Genomic DNA, 14,844 nt, shown 5'->3' on the forward strand with positions numbered 1-14,844 from the left:
TCATGGTCTCGACCAGGCTGAAGATCGTCATCCTTGCTCCCAACGTTGGCTTTGACCAGTGCGTCGAGAGGCGAGACTGTCGCATCTCTAACTGGCCCAACTGTCGCATTACTAAATAGCCCTTACACACAAAGATCGCATAAGATAGATTATGGAACTTTTGTAGGTGCTGGAACAGGCTGAATTGGCTGGATTACGGTCTTTTCAGGCGTTTTAAGCCCCTCAGTCGTTATTCTGCGTTCTGATGTAAGCTGTGACGTAACAGCTCGTCTTCCACTTTGTGCACCAGGTCTTCTGTTGGCTCTTCGCCCTGAAGTCGCAGTGTGGGTTTGGTTTGTTTGCTCAGCCAGCGCTCGTGCTGTGCCAGGTTGCGTCCCGTAAACGACGGGTCGTCGTAGCGTGATGCCCAGTCGCGGAATGCCTGATGGGTCTCGTGCATGTCGCCGCCTGGCAGGATGCGTGTGCCGTGGCGTTCGCTCTCGCGTGCGTCGAGGCGTTGAAGCCTTGTTGGCGTTGGCGTGTGCAGGAAGATGATGAGATCGATGTTGTCCATCAGGGCGTCGCCCCAGACCATGCATGAACCGGTCAGTATCCAGCCAGCCAGTGCAGCCTGCTGTTCCTGCATCTGCCGTACGCGGTCCTGTGGTGGACGTTTGGTGGTGAATGGCGGATCGGTCGGCATCCAGTAGAAATCATCGACATCGAGCTGCGGTACGGAAAACCGCTGCGATAGCGCCGCGCCGAGCGTCGAGACGCCGCAGCAGGACGCTCCGGTGATGTGTATGCGCGGTAAAGTCGTCATCGGCTTTGGTCCTGGGTATGTTTCTGCAAGAGGATGCTGCTTTAACGCGGCTCGCCGTCGGGCTCAATCACCGGGTGGCAGACAAGCGTGCAACGCGTTTGGCGCGGCAATGGGGCTCCCATGCCGCGCCGATCTTTCAGACCGGAACGCGCTTCCAGGCCCGGACTTTTTCGATGTTGCGTTCCGAACGCGAGACGATTTCGAACTCGAATTCATCGCCGGAAACACGTTCGCCAACGTCTGGAAGACGGTTGAGACGCCACAGGATATAGCCCGCGACAGTCGAATAACGGTCGGCATCGTCGACCAGATCGATATCGAGAAGATAGGATGCGCGTCTGACGTCGACAGCGGCATCGATGATCCACGAACCGTCTTCCGCCTGCTCTGAAATGAGCTGTTCTTCGCCCTCCTCCGGAAACTCGCCGGCAATCGCCTCGAGAATGTCTGTCGGTGTGGCGATGCCCTGCAGCGTACCGTATTCGTCGATGATGACGGCCATCTGCAGCGGCGATTTGCGCATCTGTTCCATGACCTGCAGCGCCGTGGCGCTTTCATGCACGACAAGCGGTTCGCGCAACGAATGGTCGAGATCGAGCTTTCCATCGCGGAGAAGATCGCGCAGCAGATCCTTCGTTGCAGCAACGCCAAGGAAGGCATCGAGCTTGCCATCCGCCAGCAACAGCCGCGAGCGGTCGATTTCCAGCAGGCGGTGTCTCAGCACCTCAGGATCGGCGCCGATATCCAGCCAGTCGAGTTCGGTGCGCGGCGTCATGATGGAAACAACCGGGCGTTCGCCCAGTGTCAGCACGCCACGGATCATGTCCTTTTCCTCGGATTTGAACAGCTCGCCGCGCGCTGCCTGTTCGGCAATCACATCGGCGGTCTCGCCAAGCGGCTGCTCGCCGACCCGGCCGCCCAGAAGCCGCAGAATGGCGTCTGACGTCCGCTCGCGCATGTCGCCGGCGGTGATGCGCTTTTCACGATTGCGCCTGCCGATCTGGTTCGCCGCTTCGATCAGCACGGAAAAACCGATGGCGGCATAGAGATAGCCCTTGGGCAGATGGAAACCGAAACCTTCGACAATCAGGCTGAAACCGATCATCAGCAGGAAGCCAAGGCACAGAATGACGACGGTCGGGTGTTTCGAAACGAACGACATCAGCGGCTTCGACGCTGCCATCATCACGGCCATGGCCACACAGACGGCGGTAATCATGACCCAGAGATTGTTGACCATGCCAACGGCGGTAATGACGCTGTCGAGCGAGAAGACCGCATCGAGCACGACGATCTGCACGATCACCTGCCAGAAAACGGCATGAACGACCTTGCCCTCCTTGGGCTTGTGCGCGCCTTCCAGCCGCTCGTGCAGTTCAATGGTGCCCTTGGCAAGCAGGAACGCGCCACCAAGGATGAGAATGATATCCCGGCCGGAGAAGGAGAAATCCGCGATGGTGAACAGCGGACGGGTCAGTGTCACGATCCACGAGATCGAAAACAGCAGGAGAACGCGCATGACCAGCGCCAGCGACAGGCCGATAAGCCGCGCCCTGTGGCGTTGATGCGGTGGCAGCTTATCGGCAAGGATCGCGATGAAGACGAGGTTGTCGATACCGAGAACCACTTCGAGAACGATAAGCGTAACGAGGCCGATCCAGATGTTCGGATCTGCAAGGAATTCCATGTTCAGGGGCCTTTATGGGAACGGGCGCAAACGCAAAAAGCCCCGGACAAACCATCCGTGGCGAAAACCCGTCGTGTTGAGAAAAACAAGAAAGGACGAGGCTGGCTTAGCGGTTCGCAAGCCAGCCTCGTTCGGTGTCGACTACTGTCGCTACTACTGTCGCCTTCGTCAGGCATAAGGGTAAAACATCCCGTTATCAGTCAAATCTTGTGTTGGCGGACCTAGCAGATTTGCGGCGGCAACAAAAGCGGGTTTCGTCTCAGCGACCGCAGCAAGGGGCGGGAATTGACAATTTCTGCGCGCAAACAGGCGTTTTTACGGCCATAAACTTTCCGTGAAGTGCAATCTTCGCGATAGGTAAACCGCCCTCACCCATCGCACCGGTGCGGCTGCAACAGGCATCGTTGTCGCCGTTACGCCGCAGCCGGCGGCGCCTGTGCGTAGCACACATCGCCTTCACGAACTCGTGTCTGCAACCGGTGAAACATCCGGCCGTGATCGCCCGAATACAGACATACGCAGCCGATGAACGGCCTGCGGACGTTGAAGAGGAGATCACTTATGAACCGTTCCACGCTCACCCTCGCTTTGGCAGGCTCGCTCGCCAGCGCCGTCGCATCCGTGTCCTTTGCTGCACCGCTGACACCGGAACAGATGGCCGGAAACGAGAAATGCTACGGCATTGCCCTCAAGGGTCAGAATGATTGCGCTGCCGGCGCCGGCACCACCTGCGCCGGAACCTCCACCATGGATTACCAGGGCAACGCCTGGAAGGCTGTTCCCGCCGGCACCTGCACCACGATGAACGTGGATGGCCACAAGGGCATGCTGGAACCATCAAAAAGCTGAGCTGCGACAACTGGAGGCCCGCTAGCCGGGCCTCCCCTCATCCGTCAAAACCGGGAGACCAGCAATGACCGTTTCAGCAGACCGCGCCACCGTCCTGCCACCTCGCGCCGGCCTCGGCCTCAAGCCGGAGCATTATGAAACAATTCTGGAGACGAGGCCGGATATCGGCTTTTTCGAAGTCCACGCCGAAAACTACATGGGGGCCGGTGGCCCGCCGCACCGGTATCTTGAAGCCGTTGCAGCGCTTTATCCGCTGTCGCTGCATGGCGTCGGCCTGTCGATCGGTGCAGCCCGCGATCTTGACACCGAGCATCTGAAACGGCTTCGCGGACTTGTCGATCGCTACCGGCCGCAGAGCTTTTCGGAGCATCTGGCCTGGTCGACCCATGACACCGGTTTCCTGAACGATCTCCTGCCCTTGCCCTACACGGTCGAAACGCTGTCGCGGGTCATCGCCCATGTTGATGAGACCCAGCAATGGCTGGGCAGGCAACTGCTGCTCGAAAATCCCTCGACCTATGTGCTGTTTTCCGAAAGCACCATCGACGAGGTGGATTTCCTCACCGCCATCGCCAACCGAACCGGATGCGGGCTGTTGCTTGATGTGAACAATGTCATGGTCTCGGCTGTGAACCATCGCCTTGATCCCGTTGCCTATATCGACCGTTTCCCGGTCGAACTGGTGGGTGAAATCCACCTTGCCGGTTATGACGAGACCGTCGATGGCGTCGGAGACCGGCTGCTGATCGATGCCCACGGCAGCGAAGTCAGGTCTGACGTTGTCGAGCTTTACCGGCATACGCTCTCGCGCAGCGGCGTCTTGCCGACCCTGATCGAATGGGACAACGACGTGCCGGACTTTGCCACGCTTCAGGCAGAAGCGGTGCGCGCCGATGCGATGTTGAACGAAGCGGCCCTGAAGCGCCGCGCCATCAGGGCGGCATGACCATGGGATTTTTTGAAAGCCAGAACGCATTTGCCGCCGCCCTCCTCCATCCGGACAAGCCGATTCCGCACGGCATTACCACAGCGCGGGGGGCTGCCGATCCCGCACGGTTTGCCGTCTATCGCAACAATGTCTATGTCGGGCTGACAACGGCGCTGGCGCAGCGCTTTCCGGTGACAAGACGGCTTGTCGGCGCTGACTTCTTTGCCGGCATGGCGCGTGCCTATGCCGCCGATCACAAGCCGCCCTCACCGCTCATCATGCATTATGGAGATGATTTCCCGGATTTTATCGCGGCCTTTCCGCCTGCGGCGTCTCTTGCCTATCTCGCGGATGTAGCGCGGGTCGAGGTGGCGTGGACGAGGGCCTATCACGCGGCAGACAGAGTGCCGCTTGAGGTCGCACGGCTCGCCGCCATTTCGCCCGAACACCTGCTCAACAGGGCGCTTGTCCCGCATCCCTCCGCCCAGCTCGTGCAGTCGCCGTTTCCAGCCGGAAGCATCTGGAGCGCCCACCAGGGCGAAACGGTGACACCGGTTGAAAACTGGCGGGCGGAAACCGTGCTTGTCATGCGGCCGGCCATGCAGGTCGAAATCAGTGTCCTGCCACCGGCAGATGCCGCCTTCGCGGCGCGCCTGCTTGCAGGCGCACGCCTTGGCGAAGCAGCCGAGACCGCCTTGGCGGAAACATCGTCGTTTGATTTCGGATCGGCCTTGATCGGCCTGATCGGCCTTGGCGCCTTCAGCGCCGTTGAACACCGTGAAGGGGACCTTCCATGACCACAGACCTTGCCTCCACACGCAGCCTCGGTGGCGCGCTCACAGCACTTCATCGCCACGCCGAATGCCTGCTTGCCTCCATTCCGCAATCATTGCCGCTATTGGCGCTGCGGCTTGGCCTGGCAATTCCGTTCTTCAAATCGGGACTGACCAAGTGGGACGGATTTCTGACGTTATCAACCGGCGCCAGATATCTGTTCGAACAGGAATTCAGGCTGCATATCTTCGGCAGCCTTATCCCCTACCCCATGCCGCTGGTCATGGCGGCAGCATCCGGCATTGCCGAACTCGTTCTGCCCGTGCTGCTGGTTCTCGGCCTTTTCACCCGTTACGCCGCCTTGGGTCTGCTGGTCATGACGGCGGTGATCCAGCTTACCGTTCCAGACGGCTGGGCCAATTTCCACCTGCCCTGGGCCGCCATGGCACTGACCCTGGTGGTCTATGGCGGTGGCAGGATCGCGCTGGATGCGCTGTTGAATGGCCACCGGTCCTAAAGCTCGCCGGATGCCTCGCGGCGTCGCTGTTCCAGTTCTTCGCTGTAGCGGCGCAGCGTGTGGCTTTCGGTCAGCAGGCCGACGGGTCGGTTTTCGATCTTGTCGTTGACGACGACGAGCGCTTCGCTCTCGGAAGCATCGAAGGCGGCTGCGGCCTGGCGGGCGTTCATGGTCGGCAGCAGCACGTCGTTCTTGTATTGCAGATAGGTTTCAAGGCTGATGGTTTCAGGGTCGCGGTCCATCGGGTCGGCGTAGATTTCCGGCACCAGCACGATGCCCGCATAACGTCCGTCATCGTGGGTCATGATGACACGCTGCGTCGAACCCAGCGGAAACTTCTCCTTGAAGGCTGGAAGCCCCATGCTGACATTGGCCTTGCGAATGTCGGCACGCATCATCTTGCCAACCGTCAGGTCGCGTATCCAGCCGATATCATGGGCGCTGCGAATGCTCTCGCCGCGCAGGTGGAAACGCCATGTGGCAAAGGAGTAGCCGAAGGTCGTTCGCACCACGAGCGAGGTGGTGATGACGGCATCCAGCACCAGAACCGAAATCTGGAAGTCTCCGGTCAGTTCCAGCGCCAGGAATGTCATGGTCAGCGGCCCGCCGATGATGGCGGCGGCAAAGGCGCTCATGCCGATCACGGCGTAGACGATCGGCGATGTCGAACCGTAACCGATATAGGGCGCGCAGATCGCGAAGATCTTGCCCAGCAGCGCCCCCATGAACAGCGATGCGAAGAACAGGCCGCCACGGAAGTTCGAACCGATGGAGATGGCGCTGGCTGCGGCTTTCAGCAGGAACAGGCCCGCCAGCGCGTAAAACGGCAGGTCGGCATCGATGTTGAGATGCAGCGCGCCGTGGCCGCTGGACAGAACCTGTGGCGAAATCAGCGCCAGCGCACCGACCGCCGTGCCGCCGATTGCCGGGCGCAGCCAGCTTGGAATGGCGCTTTTGCGGGCCGTTTCCTCGATGAAGGATACCGCCTGCATGAGGCCGATGCCAATCACCGCGCAGAGAATGCCGAGAATGATCGTCGGCACGTAATCGGGTGCTGTCACCCGGTTTGCGTCGAAGACATCGATGGTCAGCCCATGCCCGCCGATCAGGCCGGTGACGACAGTGGCAACCAGTGCGGACACGATGAGCGGTGCCAGTGTGACGACGGTATAGGTGCCGATGATGAGTTCGATGGCGTAGAATGCCCCGGTTAGCGGCGCATTGAAGGCCGACGCGATCGCACCCGCCGCCCCGCAGCCGACGAGGATACGCATGTCCCCTCGCCGCAGTTTCAGCTTGATGCCAAGCTTCGACGCAACGCCGCTGGCGATCTGCGTGTAACCGGCCTCCAGCCCCACGGAGGCGCCAAAACCGTTGGAAACGATGTTCTGCACGCAAACGAGAATGCTGTCCGTCAGCGACAGACGCCCGCCATGCAGCGCATTGGCCTCGATGGGGTCGACCATCGGTTTCTTGCGGGTTCGCGACAGGATGAAGAGGATGATGCCGAGAATGACGCCGCCGATCATCGGCCCCAAAAGCACCACCCGCCCGGAGAGATCGCTGCTGCTTAAACGCTCGACGCCGAAGACCAGAACATGCAGCGCCGTGCTCAAGGCACCGATCAGTGACACCAGAAGACCGGCGGCAATGCCAATGACAACCGCAAGCGCCACAAGCCCCAGTTCGCCGCGCCGGAACATGGCGCGCAGACGGCTGGCACGCAGATTGTCGAAAAAGCTTGCCATACTCGGTGCACGGAAAGGCTTGGTCGACATGATGTTCCTTTGCAGGCGGTATCAGAGGGCTTCGATCTCGACCTCGAAACGCATTTGGTCGTAAGCCGGTTCAACATGATCAGGCGTTTCACGCATCACCGTATCGTAATCGAGCGGAATATGCATGTGGGTCAGGATGGCTCTTTTCGGGCCGATCCGCTCGATCCAGTCGAGGGACTGCTCCAGCGACAGATGGCTCGGGTGATAACGATACTGCAGCGCATCGATCACCAGCACATCGAGGCCCGCAAGCTTCGGCAGCGATTCAGCCGGAAAATCGCTTACATCGGTGCAATAGGCGACGTTGCCGATGCGAAACCCCAGCGAATGCACATCGCCATGCTGCTGCATGTGGGCGTGGAAGGTGATCGGCCCACCTGCCCCCTTGACCACGACAGGCTTTGCAATGTCCTCGATCAGCCGTGGCTCGACGATCGGTGGATAGTTGCTGCCCGGCGGTGTTTCCAGGCAATAGGCAAAACCCTGATGAATGCGCTTCATCGTCACCGGGTCGGCCAGTATCGGAATGCGGTTCTTCTGCAGGGCGAAATAGATGCGCAGGTCATCGATGCCGTGCAGATGGTCGGCATGGGCGTGCGTGTAGAGCACGGCATCCACGGCCTCCACCTTCGCGGCAATCATCTGCTGGCGAAAATCCGGTCCGGTGTCGATGACAACCGTGGTCTTGCCGCCATTGGGGGCAATCTGCTCCACCATGAAGGCGGCGCGCGTCCTGCGGTTCTTCGGGTTGTCGGGGTTGCAGGCGCCCCAGTCACCGTTGATACGCGGTACGCCGGGCGACGAAGCGCATCCGAGCACGGTAAAACGGCGCCGATAGCCTGCCACGCCTCACACCCTTGTCATCTTGGAAAAGCAGCGAAACGCATTTTCCGTGGTGATTTCGGCCATGCGCTCATAGGAAACGCCATGCACCTCGGCCAAAACCTCTGCCGTGTTGACGACATAGGACGGCTCGTTGCGCTTGCCGCGCCAGCGCTTCGGCGCAAGGTACGGCGCATCGGTTTCCACCAGCAGCCGGTCAAGCGGCACGGTCGCGGCGATATCGCGGATATCCTGCGATTTCGGGAAGGTCAGAATGCCGGAGAAGGAGACGTAGCCGCCCAGCTCCACGCCCACCCGGGCAAGTTCGGGCCCGGCCGAGAAGCAATGCAGGATAAAGGGGAAAGCCCCCTTGCCGCTTTCATCCGTCAGGATCGAAATCATGTCTTCATCGGCGCTGCGGCTGTGAATGACGAGCGGCAGTTTCGTGACGCGGGCAGCTTCGATATGGCGCAACAGACCGGTTTTCTGGTCTTCCGGCGTCTGCGTATCGTAGAAATAATCGAGCCCGGCCTCGCCGATCGCCACGATCTTGTCGTGGCTGTTGGCCAGCCGGATCAGGTCTTCGGCCTGAATGTCCAGCTCCTCGTTCGCACTGTTCGGGTGCGTGCCGACAGAGCAGAACACGGACGGATATTTCTCGACGATCTTCAGCAGTTCCGGCAGACGCCGCACTCTGGTCGAGATCGTCACCATCTGGCTGACGCCGGACGCGTGAGCGCGGGCGATGATCTCGTCGCGCTCAGCATCGAAGTCCGGAAAATCCAGATGGCAATGGGTATCGATCAGCATGGCGCTCAAGCCTCTGGCGCCACGTAACGCGGGAAGACCGGCTTCGGTGCTTCAAGTGGCGTGCCCGGTACCAGACGGCCAGCTTCGCCAAGCGCTGCGAAGTCGCGCTTGTCCGCCGGTGCTGCCACCAGATCCAGCAGCTTGTCGCACGATTCCGGCATGAACGGCTGCAGCAGAATGCCGATCTGGCGCACCACTTCTGCCGTTACGTAAAGCACGGTGCCCATACGCTCCGGGTCGGTCTTTTTCAGCGCCCAGGGTTCCTGGCTGGCGAAATAACGGTCGGTTTCCGAAACAACGGCAATGATGGCGGCAAGCGCGCGATGGATAAGCTGCTTGTCCATTTCCTCGCGGCAGATGGCCAAAAGCCCATCGGCGGAAGCCAGCATCGCCTTGTCTTCGTCGTTAAAGGCGCCGGGCGTCGGGATCTGGCCGTCGCAATTCTTCACGATCATCGACAGAGAGCGGCTGGCAAGGTTGCCGATACCGTTGGCAAGGTCCGCATTGATGCGGGTGGCGATGCCTTCTTCGCTGTAGCTGCCGTCCTGTCCGAAGGAAACTTCGCGCAGGAAGAAGTAACGCACCGGGTCGAGACCGAAATGGTTCACCAGATTGACCGGATCGACAACGTTGCCGAGCGACTTCGACATCTTCTCGCCCTTGTTGAGCAGGAAGCCGTGGGCAAAAACGCGCTTGGGCAGCGGCAGACCGGCGCTCATCAGGAAGGCAGGCCAGTAGACCGCGTGGAAGCGGATGATGTCCTTGCCGATGATGTGCACGTCGGCCGGCCAGTATTTGGCGCGCGGACCGTTCTTGTCTTCGATGTAGCCGGTCGCGGTGATGTAGTTGGTCAGCGCGTCGACCCACACATACATGACGTGCTTGGGATCGTTCGGAACCTTGATGCCCCAGTCGAAGGTCGTGCGCGAGATCGACAGATCCTTCAGGCCCGACTTGACGAAGGACATGATTTCGTTGCGACGCTCGGCCGGGCCGATGAAGTCGGGCTGGTCTTCATAAAGCTTCAGCAGCTTGTCCTGATATTCGGACAGCTTGAAGAAGTAGCTTGCCTCTTCCACCCATTCCACCGGCGTGCCCTGCGGCCCGTAGCGAACGCCATCGGCGCGCACTTCGGTTTCGTCTTCGGCGTAATAGGCTTCATCGCGAACGGAATACCAGCCGGCGTAGCTATCCTTGTAGATATCGCCATTGTCGGCCATCAGGTTCCAGATGTTGCGCGACGTCTCGTGGTGACGCTCTTCCGTGGTGCGGATGAAATCGTCGTTCGAGGCGTTGAGCAGCTTGCCCATTTCGCGGAACTGGTCGGAGTTGCGCTGCGCCAGTTCTTCCGGCGTGATGCCTTCGGCACGGGCCGTCTGCTGCATCTTCTGGCCGTGTTCGTCGGTTCCGGTCAGGAAGAAGACGTCCTTTCCATTCAGGCGCTGGAAGCGCGCCATGGCATCGGTCGCAATCAACTCGTAGGCATGGCCGATATGCGGCTTGCCGTTAGGGTAGGAAATCGCGGTGGTGATGTAGAAAGGTGTCTTGTCTGTCATGACGCTCGATCGGCTTTGCGGACTGTTTTTTGGATAGACCGCTCTTAAACCATTGTTCGCACCAGCGAAAGCGAAAGCCGCACGATTTGTACGATCTATCGGTTTCAGACGCCGCGAATGTCTTCGAGGATGGACAGCACCATCTGTTTCTTGTCGAGATTGTAGGCGGTTGCGACCGTAATGCGCTCCGAAAGCGTGGAAGAAAGTCGCGCATGCCGCTCTGCAGCATTGATGTCGCCGGCAATCGCCAGCGCCCTCGCCTGATCCATCAGCGCTTCGGTGGCATGTTCCATGAAGAAGCCCAGAATGACATCGCCGTCCTTCTGCGCCAGCACGTCTGCCAGCTTGTGCATCAGCTTGCGCGCTGCTGGGCCTTCCGCCGTCATCACCTCGGAAAATACCTCGACGATATCGCTGCCGCCATAGTTCACCAGCTTCAATGCCTGCGCCACGCTGCCCTTGGAGGCTGCAAGCAGCGCATCGCGCTTTTCGCCGCTGGTGCTGATGTCGAGATTGTCGAGCGCCCGGACCATGTCGTTGTCGGACAGCGGCAGCATGCGCAGCGGCATGCAGCGCGAACGGATGGTCGGCAGCAGCTTTCCCGGCGCATGCGAGAGAACCAGGAACATCGCCCGTTTCGGCGGCTCCTCGAGAATTTTCAGGATCGCGTTGGCGGCGTTACGGTTCAGATCGTCAGCCGGGTCGATGATGACGATACGCCAGTTGCCGGTGCCCGAGGTCTGCGAGAAGAAGTGTCCTGCCCGCCGCACCTCGTCCACGGTAATGGCGGATTTCACCCGACCGGTCTTTTCATCGACAGGGCGTGTCAGATGCAGAAGATTGTGCGAGGCACCGGAGGTGATCTGGCGGCTGACCAGCGATTGCGGGTCCGGATCGGCCATCTCGGCCGGCGCAAGCGCCGGGTCGGGGTGGCTCAGCACATGGTTGGCAAAACGGAAGGCCAGCGTCGCCTTGCCGATACCCTCGGGACCTTCGATCAGAATGGCATGGTGGCCTTTGCCGGACCGGTAGGATTGCGCCAGAAAGGCTTCCGCCTCGGCGTGACCGAAGAGTCTGGTATTCTGCTGCGGAGCGATGGCGCCGTCGAGAACGCCCTGAACCTCGCTCATGGTGTCTCGCTCGCGGTTTCCCTGAACCGCTCCAGCAGAGGTTCGACGAAGGACATCACGTCGTCGGTGACGCGCTCTTCCGGCTGATCGGCATTGACGATGCGGCAGCGGCGCGGTTCGGCAAGCGCAATATCGAGATAGGCTTCGCGGCGCTTTTCATGCGTCTCGATCTCTTCCTTTTCGAAGCGATCGGGCGTTGCCCCCTCATCGGCGCGCTTTCTCGCGCGTGCCAGACCCTTTTCAGCGGCGATGTCGAAGATCAGCGTCAGGTCGGGTACCAGGCCATCAACGGCGATGCGCTGCAATGTCTCGATGAAGTCCGGTTCCAGATTGCCTGTGGTACCCTGATAGACACGCGAGGAATCGAGAAAGCGGTCGCAGAGCACCACGGCACCCTTGTTCAGTGCCGGACGGATCACCTCTTCGACGTGGTCGTTGCGTGCTGCGGCAAACAGAATGGCCTCCATGCGAACGCCAAATGATTCTGCCGCACCCGACAGCAGCACATGCCGCACCGCCTCGGCGCCTGCGGAGCCGCCCGGCTCCCGCGTCACGATCACATCGAGACCACGCTTGCGCAAAGCCTCGGCAAGCGTGCGAATCTGCGTCGACTTGCCGGCTCCCTCGCCGCCTTCAAAGCTGATGAACAATCCGGTCTTTTCAGACAAAGCGATTTCCTGTGCAGTCTTCTTTTTGAATCCGGGTTCTGTTTAGACCATATCGCCGGCTTGTAAAACAGCCGCGTTCAAAGCCAGAAGAGCAGCAGTTCTTTCAGTGCGCCCGTGGCGTTCTGGGTCAGGGTGCCCTTGCCAACCGCCGTGGTGGCGTAAAGCGGCACTTCGCGCAGCAGCCGTTCGCCCGAAAATACCCGAAGCGTGCCGGCATTGGCGCCATTTTCCAGCGGCGCGCGAAGCGGCCAGTTGTAGACGATGCGGCCGGAAAGCCGATCGGGATTGTTGACCGGCACCAGCACGCTGATGTCCTCACCCGGCGCCAGATCGATATGCGAGACATCGCCGCCATAGACGCTGACCGAGCCGACCGCCTCCCCCTTTGCGAAGAGGTGGCGTTTTTCGAAGTTCGTCAGGCCCCAGTCCACCACCCGGCGGGCTTCCTCCTGACGGGTCTTTTCGTCGGCAATGCCGGCAAGCGCCAGATAAACGCGCCGTCCATCACGCCCGGCCGAAACCACGGCGGCGTAGCCACTGCCTTCGGCAAAACCGAGGCCCATGCCGTCAATGCCGACCCCAAGCGCCAGCAGCGTGTTCTTGTTGCGCTGGAAAATCCGGTTCCATTCGAAATCCGGCTTGGTGAAAAGCCCGTACTGATCCGGATAGGTATCATGCAGATGCTGGGCGAGCCGCACCATGTCCTTCGCCGTTGTCTGGTTGCCGGGGTCGGGCAAACCGGTGGAGTTGGCAAAGGTGCTGCGGTTCATGCCAAGTTCTGCCGCCCGTGTCGTCATGCGCTTTGCAAAGGCCGCATCCGATCCCGCCATGCCTTCGGCCACGATGATGCAGCCATCATTGGCGTTCTGCACGATGATGCCGGTCAGGAGATCGTTGATGCCAACGGAGGATTTGAGCTGCGCGAACATCGTCGAGGTTCTGGAGGGCGCCCCGCCCGTTCGCCAGGCGTATTCGGAAACGGGATATTGCGTCTCGGCGGAAACCTCGCCCTTTTTCAGCGCATCCAGCATCACCTCGACCGTCATCAGCTTGGCAAGCGATGCGGGAGGGAAATTCTGGCTTTCATTCTGGGTCAGAAGCACCGTGCCGGTTTCGGCATCGATCATATAGGCCTGTTCGGCCTTGGCAATGAAGGGGGCTGTCTGGGCGCCAGCGCCTGTGCTGCCGGCAACAGCGACTGCAAGCACAACGGAAAGCCGGAAGAATGACCGTTGGAATGCCTTGCCCAGATCGCCGCCCAGATCACCGCCCATGTCGCCCCGCATGGCCGCCGTTCAGATAACGGCGGCAGAAAATTCACTTTGACCGTCAGCGCTTCGCGTTCTGACGCTTTACGTAAGCGAGAATGGACTCTTCGTTGAGCGCACCGCGATCTGTCAGAACGCTGTCGAAGGCCTGAGATGCCTTGGAAACGGACGCTTCCTCGGAATAGGCGGCGGCATATTTGGACGATGGCGTCGGAACGCGCAGGTAATGACCGCCGGGATCGTTGGGCGCACGCAGGAAGTCACCATCCGGGCGCTCGGCCAGGAACGGACCGATTTCCGGCAGAACGACGAACTGCTCAAACGTCTGCGGCGCGCTGTTGACCAGCGGCATGGCCTGCAGGGCGGCATTCTTCTTGGAACCCACCAGCGCCGTCTGGGTCGAGCCGCTGTAAGACGGGCTGGACGCCGGAACGGGAACGAAATTCGGAGAGGCCGAAGCCACCATCACGCCGGTTGCGATCTGGCCTTCAGGTGCAACGCCTGGAGCGCGCGAGCCCTTCGGAATGTACGAGGCCATCAGGTAAGGCATGTCATGGCCGTCGAGCGGCGCACGTCCGGCATATTGTACGCGCACATTCGCGGTGCCGGTTCTCTTCATGTCGAGAAGGTCTGCGGTCTTGCTGGAAACGTCGATCAGGCGTCCTTCATGGAAAGGACCGCGATCGTTGACGCGCACCAGAACCGAGGAGCCGTTTTCCATGTTGGTGATGCGGGCATAGCTGGGCAGCGGGAATGTCGGGTGGGCGGCAGACAGGTGTTCCTTGTCGTAGACTTCGCCGTTCGCCGTCAGGCGACCGTGGAATGCGGAGCCGTACCAGGATGCAAGACCGGTCTTGTTGTAGCCCGGCTCTTCCTTCGGGAAATAACGACGTCCCTTCACCGTGTAGGCGTTGCCAACCAGTTCGCGGCCGCCACCCTTGGGAATGTTGTGGCCATCAGCCACACGCGGGCTGGCCTTCACGCCGTATTCCGATTCGGAGAAATACTCTTTGCTGCGCTTTTGCTTCGGTTTGGTTTCTGAGGTGGTCGAGCACGACGCTGCCGCAGCGCACAGCACGGAAATCGCAAGCAACTTAACGCCCGACTTGGCGTTGATGCCGAGTTTCTTAACCGGAGAATTCAAATCGTCTGTCCCACGCTGCTTGCAGGTCGGTGAACCGCACCCTCTTTTACTTCGATTGCATTGCCCCTGCCATCGAAGCACCTAACAGTCGTTTAATCTTGTGCATAACGT

Annotated in this window: 14 protein-coding genes; 4 read left to right on the top strand and 10 right to left on the bottom strand. The window is 60.3% G+C overall.

Annotated elements, in window-relative coordinates; genetic code table 11:
• Window positions 1-229 precede the first annotated feature (229 nt).
• Entirely contained in the window at window positions 230-802 is a 573-nt protein-coding gene (locus HWX89_RS16405; RefSeq protein ID WP_138795073.1) for an ATP-binding protein, read from the bottom strand.
• 136 nt (window positions 803-938) lie between these two features.
• Window positions 939-2,489 carry a TerC family protein gene (locus HWX89_RS16410; protein ID WP_138795072.1) on the bottom strand — a complete coding sequence of 517 codons (1,551 nt, stop codon included), beginning with the start codon at window positions 2,487-2,489 and terminating at the stop codon, window positions 939-941.
• A 561-nt stretch (window positions 2,490-3,050) separates the two neighbouring features.
• On the opposite strand from HWX89_RS16410, the gene HWX89_RS16415 reads away from it, so the two are divergent.
• The 4 genes from HWX89_RS16415 to HWX89_RS16430 all read left to right on the top strand — a co-directional run bounded on the left by HWX89_RS16415 (window position 3,051) and on the right by HWX89_RS16430 (window position 5,557).
• Complete coding sequence (locus tag HWX89_RS16415) at window positions 3,051-3,338, top strand: BufA1 family periplasmic bufferin-type metallophore (protein ID WP_138795071.1); 288 nt, start codon at window positions 3,051-3,053, stop codon at window positions 3,336-3,338.
• A 64-nt stretch (window positions 3,339-3,402) separates the two neighbouring features.
• The gene (bufB, locus tag HWX89_RS16420; RefSeq protein WP_138795070.1) at window positions 3,403-4,284 is read left to right on the top strand and encodes an MNIO family bufferin maturase; all 882 of its coding nucleotides are present in this window, start codon (window positions 3,403-3,405) and stop codon (window positions 4,282-4,284) included.
• On the top strand, window positions 4,281-5,063 hold the full coding sequence (locus tag HWX89_RS16425; RefSeq protein ID WP_138795069.1) for an HvfC/BufC N-terminal domain-containing protein: 783 nt from the start codon (window positions 4,281-4,283) through the stop codon (window positions 5,061-5,063). Before bufB ends, HWX89_RS16425 begins: the two co-directional genes overlap by 4 nt.
• Complete coding sequence (locus HWX89_RS16430; protein ID WP_138795068.1) at window positions 5,060-5,557, top strand: DoxX family protein; 498 nt, start codon at window positions 5,060-5,062, stop codon at window positions 5,555-5,557. The genes HWX89_RS16425 and HWX89_RS16430 overlap by 4 nt, the downstream gene beginning before the upstream one ends.
• Here the strand turns inward: HWX89_RS16430 and HWX89_RS16435 are convergent.
• The 8 genes from HWX89_RS16435 to HWX89_RS16470 form a co-directional block, all read right to left on the bottom strand.
• Window positions 5,554-7,335 (bottom strand): chloride channel protein, encoded by a 1,782-nt coding sequence (locus HWX89_RS16435; RefSeq protein WP_138795067.1) that lies wholly within the window; start codon window positions 7,333-7,335, stop codon window positions 5,554-5,556. The two genes, HWX89_RS16430 and HWX89_RS16435, sit on opposite strands and share 4 nt — an antisense overlap.
• A 21-nt stretch (window positions 7,336-7,356) precedes the next feature.
• Window positions 7,357-8,181, bottom strand: a complete 825-nt coding sequence (locus tag HWX89_RS16440) for an MBL fold metallo-hydrolase (RefSeq protein WP_138795066.1) — start codon at window positions 8,179-8,181, stop codon at window positions 7,357-7,359.
• Window positions 8,182-8,184: 3 nt separating this feature from the next.
• Entirely contained in the window at window positions 8,185-8,967 is a 783-nt protein-coding gene (locus tag HWX89_RS16445; RefSeq protein ID WP_138795065.1) for a TatD family hydrolase, read from the bottom strand.
• Between the two features lie 5 nt (window positions 8,968-8,972).
• A complete protein-coding gene (metG, locus tag HWX89_RS16450) occupies window positions 8,973-10,523 on the bottom strand; it encodes a methionine--tRNA ligase (protein ID WP_138795064.1) in 1,551 nt (516 codons plus the stop codon).
• A gap of 104 nt (window positions 10,524-10,627) precedes the next feature.
• Complete coding sequence (locus HWX89_RS16455) at window positions 10,628-11,653, bottom strand: DNA polymerase III subunit delta' (RefSeq protein ID WP_138795063.1); 1,026 nt, start codon at window positions 11,651-11,653, stop codon at window positions 10,628-10,630.
• Window positions 11,650-12,321 carry a dTMP kinase gene (gene tmk, locus HWX89_RS16460; RefSeq protein WP_138795062.1) on the bottom strand — a complete coding sequence of 224 codons (672 nt, stop codon included), beginning with the start codon at window positions 12,319-12,321 and terminating at the stop codon, window positions 11,650-11,652. The genes HWX89_RS16455 and tmk overlap by 4 nt, the downstream gene beginning before the upstream one ends.
• A 77-nt stretch (window positions 12,322-12,398) precedes the next feature.
• Window positions 12,399-13,571 (bottom strand): D-alanyl-D-alanine carboxypeptidase family protein, encoded by a 1,173-nt coding sequence (locus HWX89_RS16465; RefSeq protein WP_246705230.1) that lies wholly within the window; start codon window positions 13,569-13,571, stop codon window positions 12,399-12,401.
• A 79-nt stretch (window positions 13,572-13,650) separates the two neighbouring features.
• A complete protein-coding gene (locus tag HWX89_RS16470; RefSeq protein WP_138795060.1) occupies window positions 13,651-14,733 on the bottom strand; it encodes a septal ring lytic transglycosylase RlpA family protein in 1,083 nt (360 codons plus the stop codon).
• Window positions 14,734-14,844: the final 111 nt, after the last annotated feature.

Origin of the sequence: Rhizobium sp. RM, from assembly GCF_013390595.1 — a bacterium.
Taxonomy (GTDB): domain Bacteria; phylum Pseudomonadota; class Alphaproteobacteria; order Rhizobiales; family Rhizobiaceae; genus Agrobacterium.